General features: G+C 74.6%; 16 protein-coding genes and 6 tRNA genes. 10 read left to right on the top strand and 12 right to left on the bottom strand.

What is annotated here, in order from left to right:
- On the top strand, positions 1–2,062 hold a 2,062-nt coding region (locus EAO70_RS24530; protein ID WP_148005330.1), incomplete at its 5' end, for an SCO7613 C-terminal domain-containing membrane protein.
- A 71-nt stretch (positions 2,063–2,133) separates the two neighbouring features.
- Here the strand turns inward: EAO70_RS24530 and EAO70_RS24525 are convergent.
- Together EAO70_RS24525 and EAO70_RS24520 are read right to left on the bottom strand one after the other, a co-directional pair.
- Positions 2,134–2,208, bottom strand: a tRNA-Val gene (locus tag EAO70_RS24525).
- Between the two features lie 54 nt (positions 2,209–2,262).
- Positions 2,263–2,685, bottom strand: coding sequence for a TIGR02611 family protein (locus EAO70_RS24520; RefSeq protein WP_148004939.1), 423 nt, complete (start codon positions 2,683–2,685; stop codon positions 2,263–2,265).
- Positions 2,686–2,875: 190 nt separating this feature from the next.
- Here EAO70_RS24520 and EAO70_RS24515 point away from each other — a divergent pair, with 190 nt between their 5' ends.
- On the top strand, positions 2,876–3,289 hold the full coding sequence (locus EAO70_RS24515; protein WP_015032345.1) for an SsgA family sporulation/cell division regulator: 414 nt from the start codon (positions 2,876–2,878) through the stop codon (positions 3,287–3,289).
- A 191-nt stretch (positions 3,290–3,480) separates the two neighbouring features.
- Positions 3,481–4,038, top strand: coding sequence for a CGNR zinc finger domain-containing protein (locus tag EAO70_RS24510; RefSeq protein WP_148004938.1), 558 nt, complete (start codon positions 3,481–3,483; stop codon positions 4,036–4,038).
- A gap of 49 nt (positions 4,039–4,087) precedes the next feature.
- Here EAO70_RS24510 and EAO70_RS38120 read toward each other — a convergent pair whose 3' ends face one another.
- Positions 4,088–4,252: a hypothetical protein gene (locus EAO70_RS38120; RefSeq protein WP_187284004.1), complete on the bottom strand. Its 165-nt coding sequence runs from the start codon at positions 4,250–4,252 to the stop codon at positions 4,088–4,090.
- Between the two features lie 121 nt (positions 4,253–4,373).
- Positions 4,374–4,790, bottom strand: a complete 417-nt coding sequence (locus tag EAO70_RS24505) for a hypothetical protein (RefSeq protein ID WP_148004937.1) — start codon at positions 4,788–4,790, stop codon at positions 4,374–4,376.
- A 147-nt stretch (positions 4,791–4,937) separates the two neighbouring features.
- Between EAO70_RS24505 and EAO70_RS24500 the strand changes: the two genes are divergently transcribed.
- Positions 4,938–5,453: a DsbA family protein gene (locus EAO70_RS24500; protein ID WP_148004936.1), complete on the top strand. Its 516-nt coding sequence runs from the start codon at positions 4,938–4,940 to the stop codon at positions 5,451–5,453.
- A 107-nt stretch (positions 5,454–5,560) separates the two neighbouring features.
- On the opposite strand, the gene EAO70_RS24495 is transcribed toward EAO70_RS24500, so the two are convergent.
- The 3 genes from EAO70_RS24495 to EAO70_RS24485 are packed head-to-tail and all read right to left on the bottom strand — an operon-like array spanning position 5,561 to position 8,350.
- Positions 5,561–6,400: a GNAT family N-acetyltransferase gene (locus EAO70_RS24495; RefSeq protein ID WP_148004935.1), complete on the bottom strand. Its 840-nt coding sequence runs from the start codon at positions 6,398–6,400 to the stop codon at positions 5,561–5,563.
- A 55-nt stretch (positions 6,401–6,455) separates the two neighbouring features.
- The gene (locus EAO70_RS24490) at positions 6,456–7,286 is read right to left on the bottom strand and encodes an aminotransferase class IV (protein WP_148004934.1); all 831 of its coding nucleotides are present in this window, start codon (positions 7,284–7,286) and stop codon (positions 6,456–6,458) included.
- Positions 7,283–8,350, bottom strand: a complete 1,068-nt coding sequence (locus tag EAO70_RS24485) for a chorismate-binding protein (protein WP_148004933.1) — start codon at positions 8,348–8,350, stop codon at positions 7,283–7,285. Before EAO70_RS24485 ends, EAO70_RS24490 begins: the two co-directional genes overlap by 4 nt.
- Before the next feature lie 233 nt (positions 8,351–8,583).
- Here EAO70_RS24485 and EAO70_RS24480 point away from each other — a divergent pair.
- From EAO70_RS24480 to EAO70_RS24460, 5 genes are all read left to right on the top strand, one after another.
- A tRNA-Gly gene (locus tag EAO70_RS24480) sits at positions 8,584–8,656 on the top strand.
- 39 nt (positions 8,657–8,695) lie between these two features.
- A tRNA-Cys gene (locus EAO70_RS24475) sits at positions 8,696–8,769 on the top strand.
- A 1-nt stretch (position 8,770) separates the two neighbouring features.
- Positions 8,771–8,842: transfer RNA gene (locus EAO70_RS24470), tRNA-Val, on the top strand.
- A 39-nt stretch (positions 8,843–8,881) separates the two neighbouring features.
- Positions 8,882–8,953: transfer RNA gene (locus EAO70_RS24465), tRNA-Val, on the top strand.
- A gap of 41 nt (positions 8,954–8,994) precedes the next feature.
- Positions 8,995–9,069, top strand: a tRNA-Val gene (locus EAO70_RS24460).
- Between the two features lie 96 nt (positions 9,070–9,165).
- Here EAO70_RS24460 and EAO70_RS24455 read toward each other — a convergent pair.
- The 3 genes from EAO70_RS24455 to EAO70_RS38115 all read right to left on the bottom strand — a co-directional run bounded on the left by EAO70_RS24455 (position 9,166) and on the right by EAO70_RS38115 (position 10,785).
- Positions 9,166–9,456: a zf-TFIIB domain-containing protein gene (locus EAO70_RS24455; RefSeq protein WP_148004932.1), complete on the bottom strand. Its 291-nt coding sequence runs from the start codon at positions 9,454–9,456 to the stop codon at positions 9,166–9,168.
- A 46-nt stretch (positions 9,457–9,502) separates the two neighbouring features.
- Entirely contained in the window at positions 9,503–10,468 is a 966-nt protein-coding gene (locus EAO70_RS24450) for an aminoglycoside phosphotransferase family protein (protein ID WP_148004931.1), read from the bottom strand.
- 149 nt (positions 10,469–10,617) lie between these two features.
- The gene (locus tag EAO70_RS38115; RefSeq protein ID WP_187284003.1) at positions 10,618–10,785 is read right to left on the bottom strand and encodes a hypothetical protein; all 168 of its coding nucleotides are present in this window, start codon (positions 10,783–10,785) and stop codon (positions 10,618–10,620) included.
- 511 nt (positions 10,786–11,296) lie between these two features.
- On the opposite strand from EAO70_RS38115, the gene EAO70_RS24445 reads away from it, so the two are divergent.
- Positions 11,297–12,505, top strand: coding sequence for a serine/threonine-protein kinase (locus tag EAO70_RS24445; RefSeq protein WP_148004930.1), 1,209 nt, complete (start codon positions 11,297–11,299; stop codon positions 12,503–12,505).
- A gap of 37 nt (positions 12,506–12,542) precedes the next feature.
- On the opposite strand, the gene EAO70_RS24440 is transcribed toward EAO70_RS24445, so the two are convergent.
- Together EAO70_RS24440 and cobA are read right to left on the bottom strand one after the other, a co-directional pair.
- A complete protein-coding gene (locus EAO70_RS24440) occupies positions 12,543–13,361 on the bottom strand; it encodes a TrmH family RNA methyltransferase (RefSeq protein WP_148004929.1) in 819 nt (272 codons plus the stop codon).
- A 74-nt stretch (positions 13,362–13,435) separates the two neighbouring features.
- A complete protein-coding gene (cobA, locus tag EAO70_RS24435; RefSeq protein WP_148004928.1) occupies positions 13,436–14,689 on the bottom strand; it encodes a uroporphyrinogen-III C-methyltransferase in 1,254 nt (417 codons plus the stop codon).
- Positions 14,690–14,777: the final 88 nt, after the last annotated feature.

Here is a 14,777-nt window from a genome sequence, read left to right as displayed (position 1 = left end):
GCTCGGGTACACGGCGGTGGCGGCCGCGGTGCTCGCGGGCGCGTGGACGGCGTACGGTGCGGGGCTGTCCCGGCTGCGGATCCCGCTGCCGGCGGCGGTGGTCGCGGGGCAGCTGCCGCTGCCGCTCGGCGTGCTGGCGGCCGGGGGCGGCCCGACGGCCTTCGCGTGGGCGGCTCTCGCGACGGCGGCGGCGGACGGCGCGGTGATCCTGTGGACCCGCCCGGCCGCGGTGCGGATCACGGCGGCGGTCGGCGCGGCGACCCTGGGTGGCTGGGCCCTCCTCACCGGCGGCTGGCTGTCCCTGGTCTCCCCCTGGAGCGGTGCGCCGCTGCTGCTGGCGGCCGCGGCGATCGCCCTGTTCACGGCGTGGCGCACGTCCGCCGCGGCGGTGGCGGGCTCGGTGGTCGCGGGTCTGGCGGTGATCACGGCCGTGGGCGGTCTGCTGCGCGCGGCGGTGCCCTCGGACTGGACGGTCCCGGTGTACGTGCTGTGCGGCCTGGCCGTGGCGTCGGTGTGGCGCGCGGGCCGCCGGGAGACGGCTCCGGAGGCCGGGCGCACGCGCGCGCTGCCGGCCGGTGTCCGGCTGGGGCTCGCCTGCGCGGGCGCCGGGGTCGCGGCGCTGGGTGTGGTGTGGTCGCTGCCGCCGGTGGCGGCCGGGCTCCTCGGGCCCCTGGCCCGGACGACCGGTGTGTGGTCGGGCGAGCACGCGGGGCAGCCGCTCGCCTCGTTCCCGGGGACGGCCGCCCTGGTTCTGGCGGTGGCGGCAGTCGTGCTCGCGGCCGTCCCCCGGCTGTGGGCCCGCTGCGGGGCCCTGGCCCTGACCTGGGCCCTCCTGACCGCACTCCCGGTCTCCCTCGGCCTGCCGTACGCGGCGACGCTCACCCTCCAGCTCCTGACGACGGCGGCGGCCCTGGCGGGCGCGGTCCGCCCGGGCCCGCTGGCACGCGGCCTGCGGCGACCTGAGGCGGGCGCGGCCGGCACGGCGGGCACGGCGGGTACGACCGGTGCCGAGTCGCCCGCCGCCACCCCGGCCGCGTCCGGCACCCCCTGGGGCGCCTGGGTGCCTTCCCGGCCCCGTACGGCGGCCTCCGGCGTGGGGGCCGGGACCGTCCTCGGCCGGATCGTCTACGGCCTCGGGCTCGGGTCCGCGGTGAGCGCGGTCGCGCTCTCCCTGGACTCGCGCGGGGCCACGTTCACGGCGCTCGGCGCGCTGCTCGTCCTCCTCGGGGGCACGGCCGCGTTCGGCACGGGCGCGCGCCGGGTGGTCGCCGCCTGTGCCGCGGTGCTCACCGCGGCCGGGCTGGTGCTCGCGGCGGCCGCCGCCGGCGGTTTCGAGGACCACTGGACGGCGCTCGCCCTGCTCGGGGTGACGGCGGCCGCGGCCGCGGTCGGCGCCAAGGCCCGTCCGGTGGCCCTGCCGGTCGAGATCACCGGTGCGGCCCTGGCGCTCCCGGCGTTCGCGCTCGCGGCGCCCCGGCCCGCCTTCCTGGCGCTGACCCTGGCGCTGGGCGGGGTGGTCGCGGCGGCGACGGCGGTACGGCCCGAGCGGCGGCGGTTCGCCTCGTGGACGGCCGCGGCGCTCTTCCTGCTGGCCGCCTGGGTGCGGCTCGCGGCGTGGGAGGTGACGATCCCGGAGGCGTACACCCTGCCGGTGACCGTGCCCGCCCTGGCCGTCGGGTTCCTGCGGCGGCGCCGGGATCCGGAGGCCTCGTCCTGGGCGGCGTACGGCCCGGGTCTCGCGGCGACCCTGCTGCCGAGCCTCGTCGCGGCCTGGACGGACCCGGAGTGGGCGCGCCCGCTGGCCCTGGGTCTCGCGGCGCTGGCCGTGACGCTGCTCGGCGCGCGTTTCCGGCTTCAGGCGCTCCTGGTCCTGGGCGGGGCGGTGCTGGCCCTGGACGGACTGCACGAGCTGGCGCCGTATGTGGTGCAGGCGGTGGGCGCGCTGCCGCGCTGGCTGCCGCCGGCCCTCGCCGGGCTCCTGCTGCTCGCGGTGGGCGCCACGTACGAGCAGCGGCTGCGGGACGCCCGCCGGCTCCGGGACCGGGTCGCGCGGATGCGGTGACGGCGGGGCGGCCCGGGGGCCGTCACGCCGAAGGCCCGAGACGGTGTTCCGTCTCGGGCCTTCGGACCGGGTGGTGGGCGATACTGGGTTCGAACCAGTGACCCCTTCGGTGTGAACGAAGTGCTCTCCCACTGAGCTAATCGCCCCGGTGCACCGCAAACATTACCGCATGTCAGCGGGGCTCCCGCACCACCCGCGGGTCACTCGTCGATCTTCCACGGCATGACGAGGCCGAACTTCCACAGGTAGATGCCCAGCAGGGCGGCGATGATCACCAGACCGACGCTGGTGAGGATGATGTTCCGGCGGCGGACCTTGGGGTCGAGGGCACGCTGGGCGGCCTCCGTGACCTTGCGCTTGGTCCAGCGGAGCACGAGCTGCGCCCAGACGAACTCGGTCGCCCAGATCGCCATGCCGGCGAAGATGACCAGCCAGCCGGGCCCCGGGAGCGGCAGCATGACCACTCCGGCGCCGACCACGGCGAGTCCCACGATGAAGACGCCGACCTGCCAGCTCAGATGGAGGCCCCGTCGGGACTTGATGAACTCCGGTGCGCGGGATCCCAGTTCGGCGTCCTTGCCGTCTGCGGACTCCCCGGTGCGCTCGTCACTCTCCGCATTCATGGTCACCAACTTACCGGACGCGGAGGCCTCACCGGAATGGAGGTATTACCGCAGGTCACACGCCCCCGATCGAGCGACCTGAACGATCACAAAACCGACAGAGGGGTTTACAACGGCACCTGCGGTGGCATGTCGATTTCGCCGACGTGCGAATCCCCGAGCGCACACTGAGCGAAAGGCCCTGGCGCTTATGAACACCACGGTCAGCTGCGAGCTGCACCTGCGCCTCGTTGTGTCGAGCGAGTCCTCACTGCCTGTACCCGCGGGCCTGCGGTATGACACGGCCGATCCCTATGCCGTGCACGCCACCTTCCACACCGGAGCCGAGGAGACGGTCGAGTGGGTCTTCGCCCGCGACCTTCTCGCCGAGGGGCTGCACAGGCCCACCGGCACGGGCGACGTCCGCGTCTGGCCGTCGCGTAGTCACGGTCAGGGAGTCGTCTGCATCGCGTTGAGCTCCCCCGAGGGAGAAGCCCTGCTCGAGGCCCCGGCGAGGGCCCTGGAGTCGTTCCTGAAGCGGACCGACGCCGCCGTGCCACCGGGCACCGAGCACCGGCACTTCGATCTCGATACGGAGCTCTCCCACATCCTGGCGGACAGCTGAGCCAGGCCGAGAGCCGCACGGCGCCGTCCGACTCGGGGCGACGGCGCCGCGCGGGCAGCCATCCAGGCACGACACCGGCGCTCCCCGCCGCGCAGCCGGCGCGGCGGAGGGCGCCGTTGTCCTTTTCCCGGTCGCGCTAAAGTCAGCGCCATTCCGCGGGCGCCCGCCCGCGGCCGGCCAGGGAGCGAATCGTGCTGATCCCCCACGACACCCGGATCGCCCTCGACACAGTCGTCGATCTGATGAACACCGCGCCGCAGGGCGACCGGGCCGACGAGCTCGCGGACATCCAGGGGCTGCGGACCTTCGTACGCGCGCACAAGATCAGCGACGTGGGCGACCTCGGGGCGGCCGACCTGCGGGCGGTGCGCGGGGTGCGCGAGAAGTTCGCGGCGGTCTTCTCCGCCCCCGAGGCCCGGATCGCGGCCCCGCTGATCAACCAGCTGGTGGCGGGCGCGGGCACGACACCGCAGCTCACCGACCACGACGGCTACGACTGGCACGTGCACTACTTCGCGCCGGGCGCCTCGGTGGCCGACCACCTCGCGGCGGACTGCGGCATGGCGCTGGCGTTCATCGTGGTGGCGGGCGAGCAGGAGCGGCTGCGGCGCTGCGAGGCGCCGGACTGCGGCCGGGCCTTCGTCGACCTCTCCCGCAACCGCTCGCGCCGCTACTGCGACAGCCGCACCTGCGGCAACCGACTGCACGTGGCCGCCTACCGGGCACGCCGCAAGGAGGCGGCGGGCTAGGCCGTCTCCTCCGGATCCTGCCCGCCCCGGCAGGACGGGCCCCGGCCCGTCACAGGACGAAGAGATCGTGCACGGCGGCCATGAGCAGCAGACAGCCGATCACCCCGAGAAAGATCATCAGCGGGGGCTGCGAGAGCGCGAACAGGCAGCCGCGCGGCTCTTCGGCGGGGGCATCGGTGGCGGCGGGGACGGTCTCCCGCGAGGTATCCAGCATCTCGGGGGGATGATGGCGCACCCGGGAGCCCGGAACCGCCCATCGTGCCTGTTTGAAAGGGGTGTTCACCCCTTCCCGTGGATCGGCGGACGATCACGGAAGCGGGAACGGCCAGAAGCGGTCAGATTCCGTGCTTCTTCAGAATCGCCTCGATGTCGCTGAAGTCCTCGCCGGCGGGGGTGCTGCCGGTCCGCGGCTTCGCCGTCACGGCGCGCGAGGACGACGACGCCGCCGGGGCCACGGCTCCAGGCGATGCCGCGTCCGCGACCTTCCGGCGTCCGCCGCGGCGCCGCTCGACGGCCCGGGTGGACAGGAAGAGGAGCCACGCGGCGCCCAGGACACCGAAGCCGGCCCAGGCGACCGGGCTGAACGCGGTGTCCGCGAGCCATTCGACGGCCCCCGTCATGACCAGGCCGATGGGCACCAGGGAGTAGGCCGCGATCCGGGCGGCGGACAGGAACCGCTTCCGGTACGCCGTGATCGCGGCGATGCCCAGGCCGGCCGCGGACACCGCGGAGCAGATGGTCTCGGCGAGCATGCGGTCCTCCAGGTCCCGGGTGATACGTCCCTTCCATCCTGCACCGGCGAGGCCCTCCGGGGCCACGCCCCGGGGCCGGTCTCAGGGAGATCTCCGGGTCGCCCGCCCCCGGTCTCCTCCTCGGGGCCGGTGAGGGAGACTGCTGCCATGAGCGACTCCAGCACCGCACCCGCCTCCCCCGTCGTCGTCGAGGCGTGGTTCGACCTCCAGTGCCCCGACTGCCTCCGGGCCCTCGGCGACGTCCGCGCGCTGCGCGAGAAGTACGGCGACCGGCTCGACGTGCAGCTGCGGCACTTCCCGCTCGCGAAGCACAAGCACGCGTACGCCGCCGCGCAGGCCGCCGAGGAGGCCTTCGCCCAGGGCAGCGGCTGGCCGTACGCCGAGGCGCTGCTCGCCAGGACCGCGGAGCTGGGCAAGCGGGGCGAGCAGCTGCTCCTGGAGGTCGCCACCGAACTCGGCCTGGATGCCGAGGAGTTCGACACGGCGCTGATCGACGGGCGGCACCTGCTCACGGTCGACGCGGACGAGGCCGAGGGCAAGGCCGTCAAGGTCACCGGCACCCCGACGTACGTGGTCGACGGCGAGCGCCTGGACGGCGGCCAGAGCCAGGACGGCCTGCGCGCCCGCATCGAGGAGATCGCGGACCGCCTTCTGAGGGGCTGAGCCCGCGGCCAGACAGCCCCCGGCAGCGCGGGGCCCGAGCGCCGGACCGGAACCGGGCCCGGACGTGCGGACCGGAGCCCGAGGGGCCCTTCCGCGACCTCGCCTCGCTACCGCAAGTCCTTCGCGCTGTTGACGTAGGTCGTGCGGTAGCCCAGCGACTCGTACAGCCGGAGCGCCGGGGTGTTGCCCGCGAAGACGTGCAGGCCGATCAGGGTGTCCCCGGCCTCCCGCGCGACCCGCTCGGCCAGCAGCATCAGCGCCCGCCCGTAGCCGTGGCCGCGCCGGGCCTCGTCGACCTCGATGTCGTACACGAAGGCCGCCCACCGTCCCGGCTCCAGCTCGATCCGGCCGGTCCACAGGTGCCCGGCGGGCCTGCCGTCCCGGACGACGACGTGGATCGCCACCCCGGGGCTGGCCAGCCCGTCCGGGAGGTACTTCGCGTGGCTGCTCTCGGCCTTGGCGCGGGCCTGCTCCTCGGGCACGCCCCGGTCGGTCCAGCTGCGCGCGAAGCCCTCCTTGGCCCGCACCTCCCACTCCGCGTACTCGGCCTCCGTCATCGGCCGCACCTCGACGCCGTCCGGCAGGGTCGGCGGCTCGGCGGGCAGTTCCTTGACCATGTTCCGGCTGCGCTCGGTGTAGCCGAGGGCCGTGGCCATCCGCAGGGCCGGTCCGGCCTCGGCGGGCACGGAGATCTGGACCTCGGCGCAGCCCCAGCCCCGCAGCACCTCCTCCGAGGCCAGCGCCGCGACGGTGCCGCGGCCCCGCCCCCGGTCCGGCTCCAGGACCGCGAGGCGGCTGATCACGCCGGAGGCGGCGCCGAAGCCGGGGTCGGTGGAGAGGTGCACGGAGCCCACGCGGCGGCTGTTCACGCACACGTCGTAGGTGCGGGAACGGCCGCCGTCGGGCGTCTGCTGAAGCGGCTCGGCCGGCCGCAGGGTGGTGGTCATCAGTCGTGTTCTACCCACCCGCGGGCCGTCCGTCATCAGGTTTTGCCCGGGGCCGCTACGCGAGCCGCGGATCCCGGTCCCGCCCGGCGTGCTCGCCGAAGATCCGCATGGCCTTGGCCGTCACCGGGCCCGGCGCCGGCGACAGCTCGCGCCCGTCGACCCGGTGCACGGCCTGGACGTCGCGGAGCGTCGAGGTCAGGAAGATCTCGTCGGCGCTCTCCAGGACGTCCAGCGGCAGATCGGCCTCCTGCGCGCCGGTCCACTCCACGGTGAGGGCCCGGGTGATGCCCGCGAGGCAGCCGGAGGAGACGGGCGGGGTGAGGATCCGGCCGCCGACCACGACGAAGACGTTCGAGCCCGTGCCCTCGCAGAGCCGCCCGACGGTGTTGGCGAACAGCGCCTCGGAGGCGCCCCGCTCGCGCGCCCGGGCCAGGGCGACCACGTTCTCGGCGTACGAGGTGGTCTTGAGTCCGGTGAGGGCGCCCCGCTCGTTGCGGGTCCACGGGACGGTGATCACCGCGGTGGAGTCGGGGCGGCGGGCGGTCTCCCCCAGGCCGACGACCAGGCCGGCCCCCGCGTCGCCGCGCTCGGAGCCGAGCGGGGAGACACCGCCGGTGTACGTGACGCGGAGCCGGCCGAGCTCCATCGGGTTGGCCTCCAGGACGGCGGCGCAGGCGCGGCGGACCTCGTCCAGGTCCGGATCGGGCAGACCGAGTCCGCGGGCGGACCGGGCCAGGCGCTCCAGGTGGAGGGTGAGGGCGAAGGTCCCGCCGCGCTCCGCCTTCACCGTCTCGAAGACGCCGTCGCCGACGGTCAGTCCGTGGTCCAGTACGGAGACCGTGGCGGCCTCCGCGTCGTGCAGCCCGCCGTTGACCCAGATCTTCATCGGGAAGTGGCCTTTCCGGTCGCCTCGAGGGCGCCTGACTCGTGAGCGCCCGACGCTATCGCGACCAGCCGGGACGCCTTCAGCTCGGTCTCGTCCCACTCGCGCTCCGGGTCGGAGCCCCAGGTGATCCCGGCGCCGGTGCCGAAGCGGAGCACGCCCTCGGCGCGGTCGATCCAGAAGGTCCGTATGCCGACGGCCAGCTGCGCGGTGCCCGCGTCGGCGTCGACCCAGCCGACGCCTCCGCAGTACGGCCCGCGGGGCGCGGTCTCCAGGGCCTCGATGATCCGCAGCGCGCTGGACTTGGGCGCGCCGGTCACCGAGCCGGGCGGGAAGGTGGCGCCCAGCAGCTCCGGCCAGCCGGCGTCCTCCCGCAGCAGGCCGGTGACCGTGGAGACGAGGTGGACGAGGCCGGGGTGCTCCTCGACCGCGCAGAGGGCGGGCACGGCGACGGAGCCGGTCTCGCTGACGCGTCCCAGGTCGTTGCGGACCAGGTCGACGATCATCACGTTCTCCGCGTGGTCCTTGGGGAGGAGGTCGGCCGCGGTGCGGCCGGTCCCCTTGATGGGACCGGAGGAGATCAGGGCCCCCTCCTTGCGGAGGTACAGCTCGGGGGAGGCGGTGGCGATCTCCACGCCGTGCGCGGGCAGCCGGATCGTCCCCGCGTACGGGGCGGGGTTGCCCCGGGCGAGGAGCGCGGTGAGCGCGTCGACGTCGGCGGCGGCCGGGTCCGGCAGCGGCGCGGTCAGCACCCGGCAGAGGTTCGCCTGGTAGACCTCCCCGCGCGCGATGTGCTCGCGCACGCGCCGGACGCCCGCGATGTACGCGGCGCGGTCGAGGGACGACGTCCAGTCACCGGCGGCGGGGCCGCGCCAGCCGCCGGGGACGGGCGCGGGGACCGGATCGGCCCGTACGTCGCCGAAGCGCGCGCAGGTCAGCCGTCCCTCGAAGTCCGCGCAGACGGCCCAGAAGCCGGCGGAGTCCAGGGCCTCGGGGTCGTGGGTGACGTCCCGGAGGTCGGTCGCGAGGAGGCCGCCGAAGCGGGCCAGCGGGGCAAGGTGGTACACGCGTCGAGTCTAGGTCCGCCGGAGGAGGGGCACCGGGGGCGTGGAGGACGGGGGCTCGCCGCCACCTCGGGAACACGGCGAGTGAACGCGGCGCGAACCCTCCGGGACGCCCGGCCGGGCACCCTGATCGGTCCGCAGGTCAGCACGCTGCGGAAACGCGTTTTTGTGCTGGCCCAGGAATCCGCTAGAGTTCAACACGTCGCCGGGACGCGCAAGCGGAACGGAAACGACAAGCGGACGTGGCTCAGTTGGTAGAGCATCACCTTGCCAAGGTGAGGGTCGCGAGTTCGAATCTCGTCGTCCGCTCGATGTGGGGGATCTTCCCGAACCCCTGTATTCACTCCTGGTGGAGTGGCCGAGAGGCGAGGCAACGGCCTGCAAAGCCGTCTACACGGGTTCAAATCCCGTCTCCACCTCCAAGCGCGATTAGCTCAGCGGGAGAGCGCTTCCCTGACACGGAAGAGGTCACTGGTTCAATCCCAGTATCGCGCACGCAGAACAACCGAAGATCCGGCCCGTACGGGCCGTCCCGCGCGATTAGCTCAGCGGGAGAGCGCTTCCCTGACACGGAAGAGGTCACTGGTTCAATCCCAGTATCGCGCACGTCGTACGCAGTGCCTTCGGGTACGCCGTGTGCACCACCCGCGCGATTAGCTCAGCGGGAGAGCGCTTCCCTGACACGGAAGAGGTCACTGGTTCAATCCCAGTATCGCGCACCATCGAAGGAGCCCCCGGCCGCATCGCGGTCGGGGGCTCCTTCGTGCGCGGGGAGGGAGGGAGTGCACCGGGAGGCCCGGTGCACCGCGTCACCCCGGTCAGGAGGAGAAGAGCATCCGGCCGAAGCCGCGCTGCCGGTAGTGACCGCCGCCGTGGTGGCCGCCGTGGTGCGGGGCGCCCCAGGCGGGAGCGGCGGGCTGCGCGGCCGGGTAGGCCTGCGGGGCCGGCGGCGCGGGCGGGGCCTGCTGGCCCCACTGGGACTCCAGGCGGGTCAGGGCCTCCAGCTCGCCGTAGTCCAGGAATATCCCGCGGCAGCCGCTGCACTGCTCGATCTGGACGCCGTTGCGGTTGTACGTGTGCATGGCCGCGTGACACTTGGGACACTGCATGGTCGGCTCAACTCCCTGACTTCGCCGTTCGAATGGTGGCCTCACCTTACGTGGACGCCACCGCGGTCGAGTCGGTTCGATGTCCGGCGATACGGGCGCAGGTGTCGATCATCACGTCCTCGACCTCGTCCAGCGGGCGGCCCTCGGCCGTCGACTTGGCGACGGCGAGCGCGGCCGTCTGCACCGTCAGGGCGCGGGCGGGCACGTCGAGTTCGGCCCAGGGGTCGGCGCCCACCGCAAGGCCGCCCGCCCGCAGGTACGCGCCGAGGAAGCGGGACCAGACCTCCGGGGGCAGGATGCCGGCGGCGAACCAGGCGGCGGGCCGGGCCAGATCCCAGGCCGGGTCGCCGAGACCGGCGTCGTCCACGTCGATGAGCAGCCAGGGGGCCGGGCCCGGGGCTCCCGGGCCGCGGACCAGCTGGCCCAGGTGGAAGTCGCCGTGGCAGAGGAGGCGCGGACCGTCCGCCGCGTCGTGGTCGGGTACCGACCGCCAGGCGGCCGACACGGTCGCGGCGGCCGGGTGGTCCGGTGCCGTGCGGCGCATCCGGTCCACGGCGAGGGCCGCCTTCACCGGGGCACGCATGGCGGGGAGACGGGCCGCCGCCGGGCCCTCCGGCGGGGGCGTGCGGTGGAGCAGGGCGAGGAGGGCCGCCGCCTCCTCCCAGGGGGCGGCGTCCGGGTCGGCGGGGTCGACGGGCGCGCCGTACGGCCACAGGCTGACCGGGCGGCCGTCGAGTTCACCGGGCCCGGGCCCCGGGAGCGGCGGGAGGAGGATCCCGCGGACGTCCGGATGGGCGGCGAGCGCGACGCGCGCGCGGTGCTCCGCCGGGTCGGTGGCCGGGGCGTGGGCCTTGGCGACGAGGTGCCCGTGCCGGACCACCGTCCCGTCGTCCCGGTCGGCCAGCACCCCGACGGTGCCGCTCGCGCAGCGGCAGGGCGTGCCGGGCTCGTGGGCGGCGGAGTGCGCGTACGCGGCGAGGGCGTCGAGGAGGGGCCGGTCGGGGAGGTCCACGGGGGTGAGCGTACGGGGCGGGAACGCGCGAGGGCCGGTCAGCTCCCCAGCTGACCGGCCCCACGCTGCCGTCCGCCGCACCCCCGTCCCCACGGGGCTGATGGCCGGATGTCCCGACCCGGGCCGCTCTCCCGGGTCCGGGGCGCTGGTCAGCGCCCCAGCATCACGCCCACGGACGACGCCTGTGTGACCACCGCTTCCCAGCCGCCGAAGACGACCACGAGCAGGGCCGCGAGAGGGAGGACCATGGCGGTGGCGACCAGCGGGTGACGCCGGCTCGAAGGCTGGGTGCCCGACCGCGATGCCGTGAAAGCCATGGTTCCTCTCCTGTCGTGTCTGGCGCGGCGGGTGCGTGACCTCGGGGGACGAGTGCTGCACCCGCCGCTTGACCTCAACACTAGGGAGCCGGGGGCCGCCGGACGTCATGCCCGCGTACCTACTTGCGGGCCTCCCGGAGGATGACGTGCGGCCGCACGGCGTACTCCCCTGGGTGGAGACGGCGGCGCGGAAGCCGGGGTCATCCCTGAGGGGTTCGCCGGAGACCCGGCGAGGGGCGGCCCGGGCGTGACTTCGATCACTTCCCCGGCCGTCCCGCGAACACCCTGGTCGGAGGTGCCCGGGGGGCCTCCGCGAGGCACCCCGAGGGCCTCTTCGACAGGCCGTCAACTGGATTGCGCGGTCCGGGGGTTGGGGCGTACGCCCGATGCCGTCCGCACGGTGCCCACCCCTCGTCGCCGACAATCGATCCGGGCGCGAGGGCGCGGCCTATGAGCGCCTGCGGGCGCCACTACGTAAGCTGTGCCACGTCGAACGGACGAGGGGACGGACATGGCGATGATGCGGCTCCGGCGCGAGGATCCGCGGATCGTCGGGTCGTTCCGGCTCCACCGCAGGCTCGGGGCCGGTGGGATGGGCGTCGTGTACCTGGGGTCCGACCGGCGCGGCCAGCGGGTGGCGCTCAAGGTGATCCGGCCCGACCTGGCCGAGGACCAGGAGTTCCGCTCCCGGTTCGCCCGGGAGGTCTCGGCCGCCCGCCGGATCCGCGGCGGCTGCACGGCCCGGCTCGTCGCCGCCGACCTGGAGGCCGAACGCCCCTGGTTCGCCACCCAGTACGTGCCCGGGCCCTCGCTGCACGACCGGGTCGCCGAGGAGGGCTCGCTGCGCGCCGCCGACGTCGCCTCGATCGGGGCCGCGCTGTCGGAGGGGCTCGTCGCCGTCCACGAGGCGGGGGTCGTGCACCGCGACCTCAAGCCGTCGAACATCCTGCTCTCCCCCAAGGGCCCCCGCATCATCGACTTCGGCATCGCCTGGGCGACCGGGGCCAGCACCCTGACCCACGTCGGCACCGCCGTCGGCTCCCCCGGCTTCCTCGCCCCCGAGCAGGTCCGCGGCGCGGCCGTCACCCCGGCCACCGACGTGTTCTCGCTCGGGGCCACGCTCGCGTACGCGGCGATGGGCGACTCGCCCTTCGGGCACGGAAGTTCCGAGGTCATGCTCTACCGGGTGGTGCACGAGGAGCCCCAGCTGCACGGCGTACCGGACGCGCTGGCGCCCCTCGTCCGCGCCTGTCTCGCGAAGGATCCCGAGGACCGGCCCAGCACCCTCCAGCTGTCGATGCGGCTCAAGGAGATCGCGGCCCGCGAGGCGCAGGGCCTGCCGGTCTCGCGGCCGCCGGTGCAGCGGGAACGCGCCGAGGAGCGGAACACCGTACGGCCCACGGAGCGGTACACCGACCGGGACGTACCCGGTCGCGGGCCGGAGCGGGGCGCCGAACGGAACACCGAGCGCGGCGCGGACCGCGGTACGGACCGTGGCACGGAGCGGGAGCGCGGCGGGCGGGGGCCCGGGCCCGCGTCACGGCCGTCCGCCGGTCCCCGGACCGGGGGCCGCCCCGCGACCCGGCCGGGTGCGCGGTCGACGTCCACCGGGCGCCGGCCCGCCAACCCGCGGCTGCTGCGGCAGCGTCTCTTCGTCTTCGTGGTGGTGACGCTGGTGGTGGCCCTGGGCATCGCCGCGGCCCAGGCCCTCCAGGGCTGAGCCCCCGCCCGGTGTGCGAGGGCGCGCCCGCCGGGCCTCAGGACTCCGGGCGGCCCGTCGCCACCGCGTAGAAGGCCACCGCCGCCGCGGCGCCCACGTTCAGCGAGTCGACACCATGGGCCATCGGGATGCGGACCCACTCGTCCGCCGCCCGCAGGGCCTGCGTCGACAGCCCGTCGCCCTCCGCGCCCAGCATCAGGGCCACCCGCTCCATCCGATGCGGGGCGGCCTCGTCGATCGACATCGCCTTCTCCGCCGGAGTCAGGGCCAGGAGCCTGAAGCCCGCCTCGCGGACCGCCTCGAGACCCCGCGGCCAGGTGTCGAGCCTCGCGTACGGCACGGAGAACACCGCGCCCATCGACACCTTGACCGAGCGGCGGTACAGCGGGTCCGCGCAGTCCGGCGACAGCAGCACGGCGTCCATGCCGAGCGCCGCCGCGCTGCGGAAGATCGCCCCGATGTTGGTGTGGTCGTTCACCGACTCCATGACGACCACCCGGCGGGCGGCGCCGAGCAGTTCCGCGGCCTCCGGCAGCGGCTTGCGCTGCATCGACGCCAGGGCGCCCCGGTGCACGTGGTAGCCGGTGACCCGCTCGGCCAGCTCCGGCTGGATCGCGTACACCGGCGCGGGCACCTCGTCGATGACGTCCCGCATCGCGTCGACCCACTTGGCGGACAGCAGCATCGACCGCATCTCGTAGCCTGCCTGCCGGGCCCGGCGGATGACCTTCTCGCCCTCCGCGATGAACAGGCCCTCGGCCGGTTCCCTCCTGCGGCGGAGTTCGACATCGGTCAGACCGGTGTAGTCCCGCAGGCGCGGGTCGTCGGGGTCGTCGATCGTGATGAGTTCGGCCACGAGGTGATACTGCCTTGTCCGGGGTGTGGTGCCAATGTGTCTGCCGCTGTGCGTCGCCCGTCCGCGACCGGGTGTTACGAGAGCAGGCGGTCCGGGCCCTCCGCGACCACGTCTCCGATCACGATGACCGCCGGCGGGCGGACCTCCTGCGTCCTGACCGTCTCCGCGACCGTCGCCAGCGTCGCGTCCACCCGGCGCTGGGCCGCCGTCGTGCCCTCCTGGATCAGGGCCAACGGGGTCTCCGGAGCCTTGCCGTGCGCGATCAGGGCCTCCGCGATCTTTCCGATCTTGTCCACGCCCATCAGGATCACCAGCGTGCCCGTGAGCTTCGCGAGCGACGCCCAGTCCACGAGGGAGCGCGGGTCCTCCGGGGCCACGTGCCCGCTGACCACGGTGAACTCGTGCGCCACGCCCCGGTGCGTCACCGGGATGCCGGCGGCGCCCGGGACCGAGATGGAGCTGGAGATGCCGGGCACCACCGTGCAGGCGATGCCCTCGGCGGCGAGCGCCTGCGCCTCCTCCATGCCCCGGCCGAAGACGAACGGGTCGCCGCCCTTGAGCCGGACGACGGACCTGCCCGCCTTCGCGTGCTCGATCAGCGCGTTGTTGATGGCCTCCTGGGCCATGAACCGGCCGTACGGGATCTTCGCCGCGTCGATCACCTCGACGTGCGGGGGCAGCTCGTCCAGCAGGTCACGGGGGCCGAGGCGGTCCGCGATGACCACGTCCGCCTCCGCAAGGAGACGGCGGCCGCGCACCGTGATCAGGTCCGGGTCGCCCGGGCCGCCGCCGACCAGGGCCACGAAGGGGGTGCGGGCGCGGTGCTGCGGGGCCGCGATCGAGCCGTCCCGCAGGCCCTCGACGATCGCGTCGCGCACGGTGGCGGAGCGGCGCGGGTCGTGGCCGGTGAGCACCGCGACGGTCACGCCCTCGCTGCGGCCCGTCGCCGGGGTCCAGGCGGTGGCGGCCTCGGCGTCGTCGGAGCGCACGCACCAGGTCCGGGACCGCTCGGCCTCGGCGGAGGCGGCGGCGTTCGTGGCGGCGTCGGTGGTCGCGACCAGGACGTACCAGGCGTCGGCGAGGTCGCCCTCCTCGTACCTGCGCTTGATCCAGGTGATCTCGCCCGTCTCCGCCATCACGTCCACGGAGGGGGTCGCCGAGGGCGAGATCAGGGTGATCTCGGCGCCCGCGGCGATCAGGGCGGGGAGGCGTCGCTGGGCGACCTGGCCGCCACCCAGGACGACCACGCGGCGGCCGGCCAGGCGCAGGCCTACCGGGTAGGCGGGGTGCGTCGACGGCTGGGCGGTGTGATCGGCGTGCTCGGCCATGGGTGAGCGGCTCCTCGGAGGGCGGATGCTGGCCGCTGCTGCGATGGAGCGGCTGGTGGGCGGCGGCGGGGCGCCTGTGACCACGATA

This window comes from Streptomyces sp. adm13(2018) (assembly GCF_008042145.1).
Classification (GTDB): domain Bacteria; phylum Actinomycetota; class Actinomycetes; order Streptomycetales; family Streptomycetaceae; genus Streptomyces.
The sequence above is the reverse complement of the archived record's forward strand: the minus strand, read 5'-3'. Positions and strand labels throughout refer to the sequence as shown.

Coding starts and splice junctions, on each gene's coding strand:
- EAO70_RS24490 (WP_148004934.1), bottom strand. CDS start 7,286: ATGAAGATCTGGGTCAACGGCGGGCTGCACGACGCGGAGGCCGCCACG.
- cobA (WP_148004928.1), bottom strand. CDS start 14,689: ATGGCCGAGCACGCCGATCACACCGCCCAGCCGTCGACGCACCCCGCC.
- EAO70_RS38120 (WP_187284004.1), bottom strand. CDS start 4,252: ATGCTGGATACCTCGCGGGAGACCGTCCCCGCCGCCACCGATGCCCCC.
- EAO70_RS24500 (WP_148004936.1), top strand. CDS start 4,938: ATGAGCGACTCCAGCACCGCACCCGCCTCCCCCGTCGTCGTCGAGGCG.
- EAO70_RS24445 (WP_148004930.1), top strand. CDS start 11,297: ATGGCGATGATGCGGCTCCGGCGCGAGGATCCGCGGATCGTCGGGTCG.
- EAO70_RS24495 (WP_148004935.1), bottom strand. CDS start 6,400: ATGACCACCACCCTGCGGCCGGCCGAGCCGCTTCAGCAGACGCCCGAC.
- EAO70_RS24515 (WP_015032345.1), top strand. CDS start 2,876: ATGAACACCACGGTCAGCTGCGAGCTGCACCTGCGCCTCGTTGTGTCG.
- EAO70_RS24455 (WP_148004932.1), bottom strand. CDS start 9,456: ATGCAGTGTCCCAAGTGTCACGCGGCCATGCACACGTACAACCGCAAC.
- EAO70_RS24505 (WP_148004937.1), bottom strand. CDS start 4,790: ATGCTCGCCGAGACCATCTGCTCCGCGGTGTCCGCGGCCGGCCTGGGC.
- EAO70_RS24520 (WP_148004939.1), bottom strand. CDS start 2,685: ATGAATGCGGAGAGTGACGAGCGCACCGGGGAGTCCGCAGACGGCAAG.
- EAO70_RS38115 (WP_187284003.1), bottom strand. CDS start 10,785: ATGGCTTTCACGGCATCGCGGTCGGGCACCCAGCCTTCGAGCCGGCGT.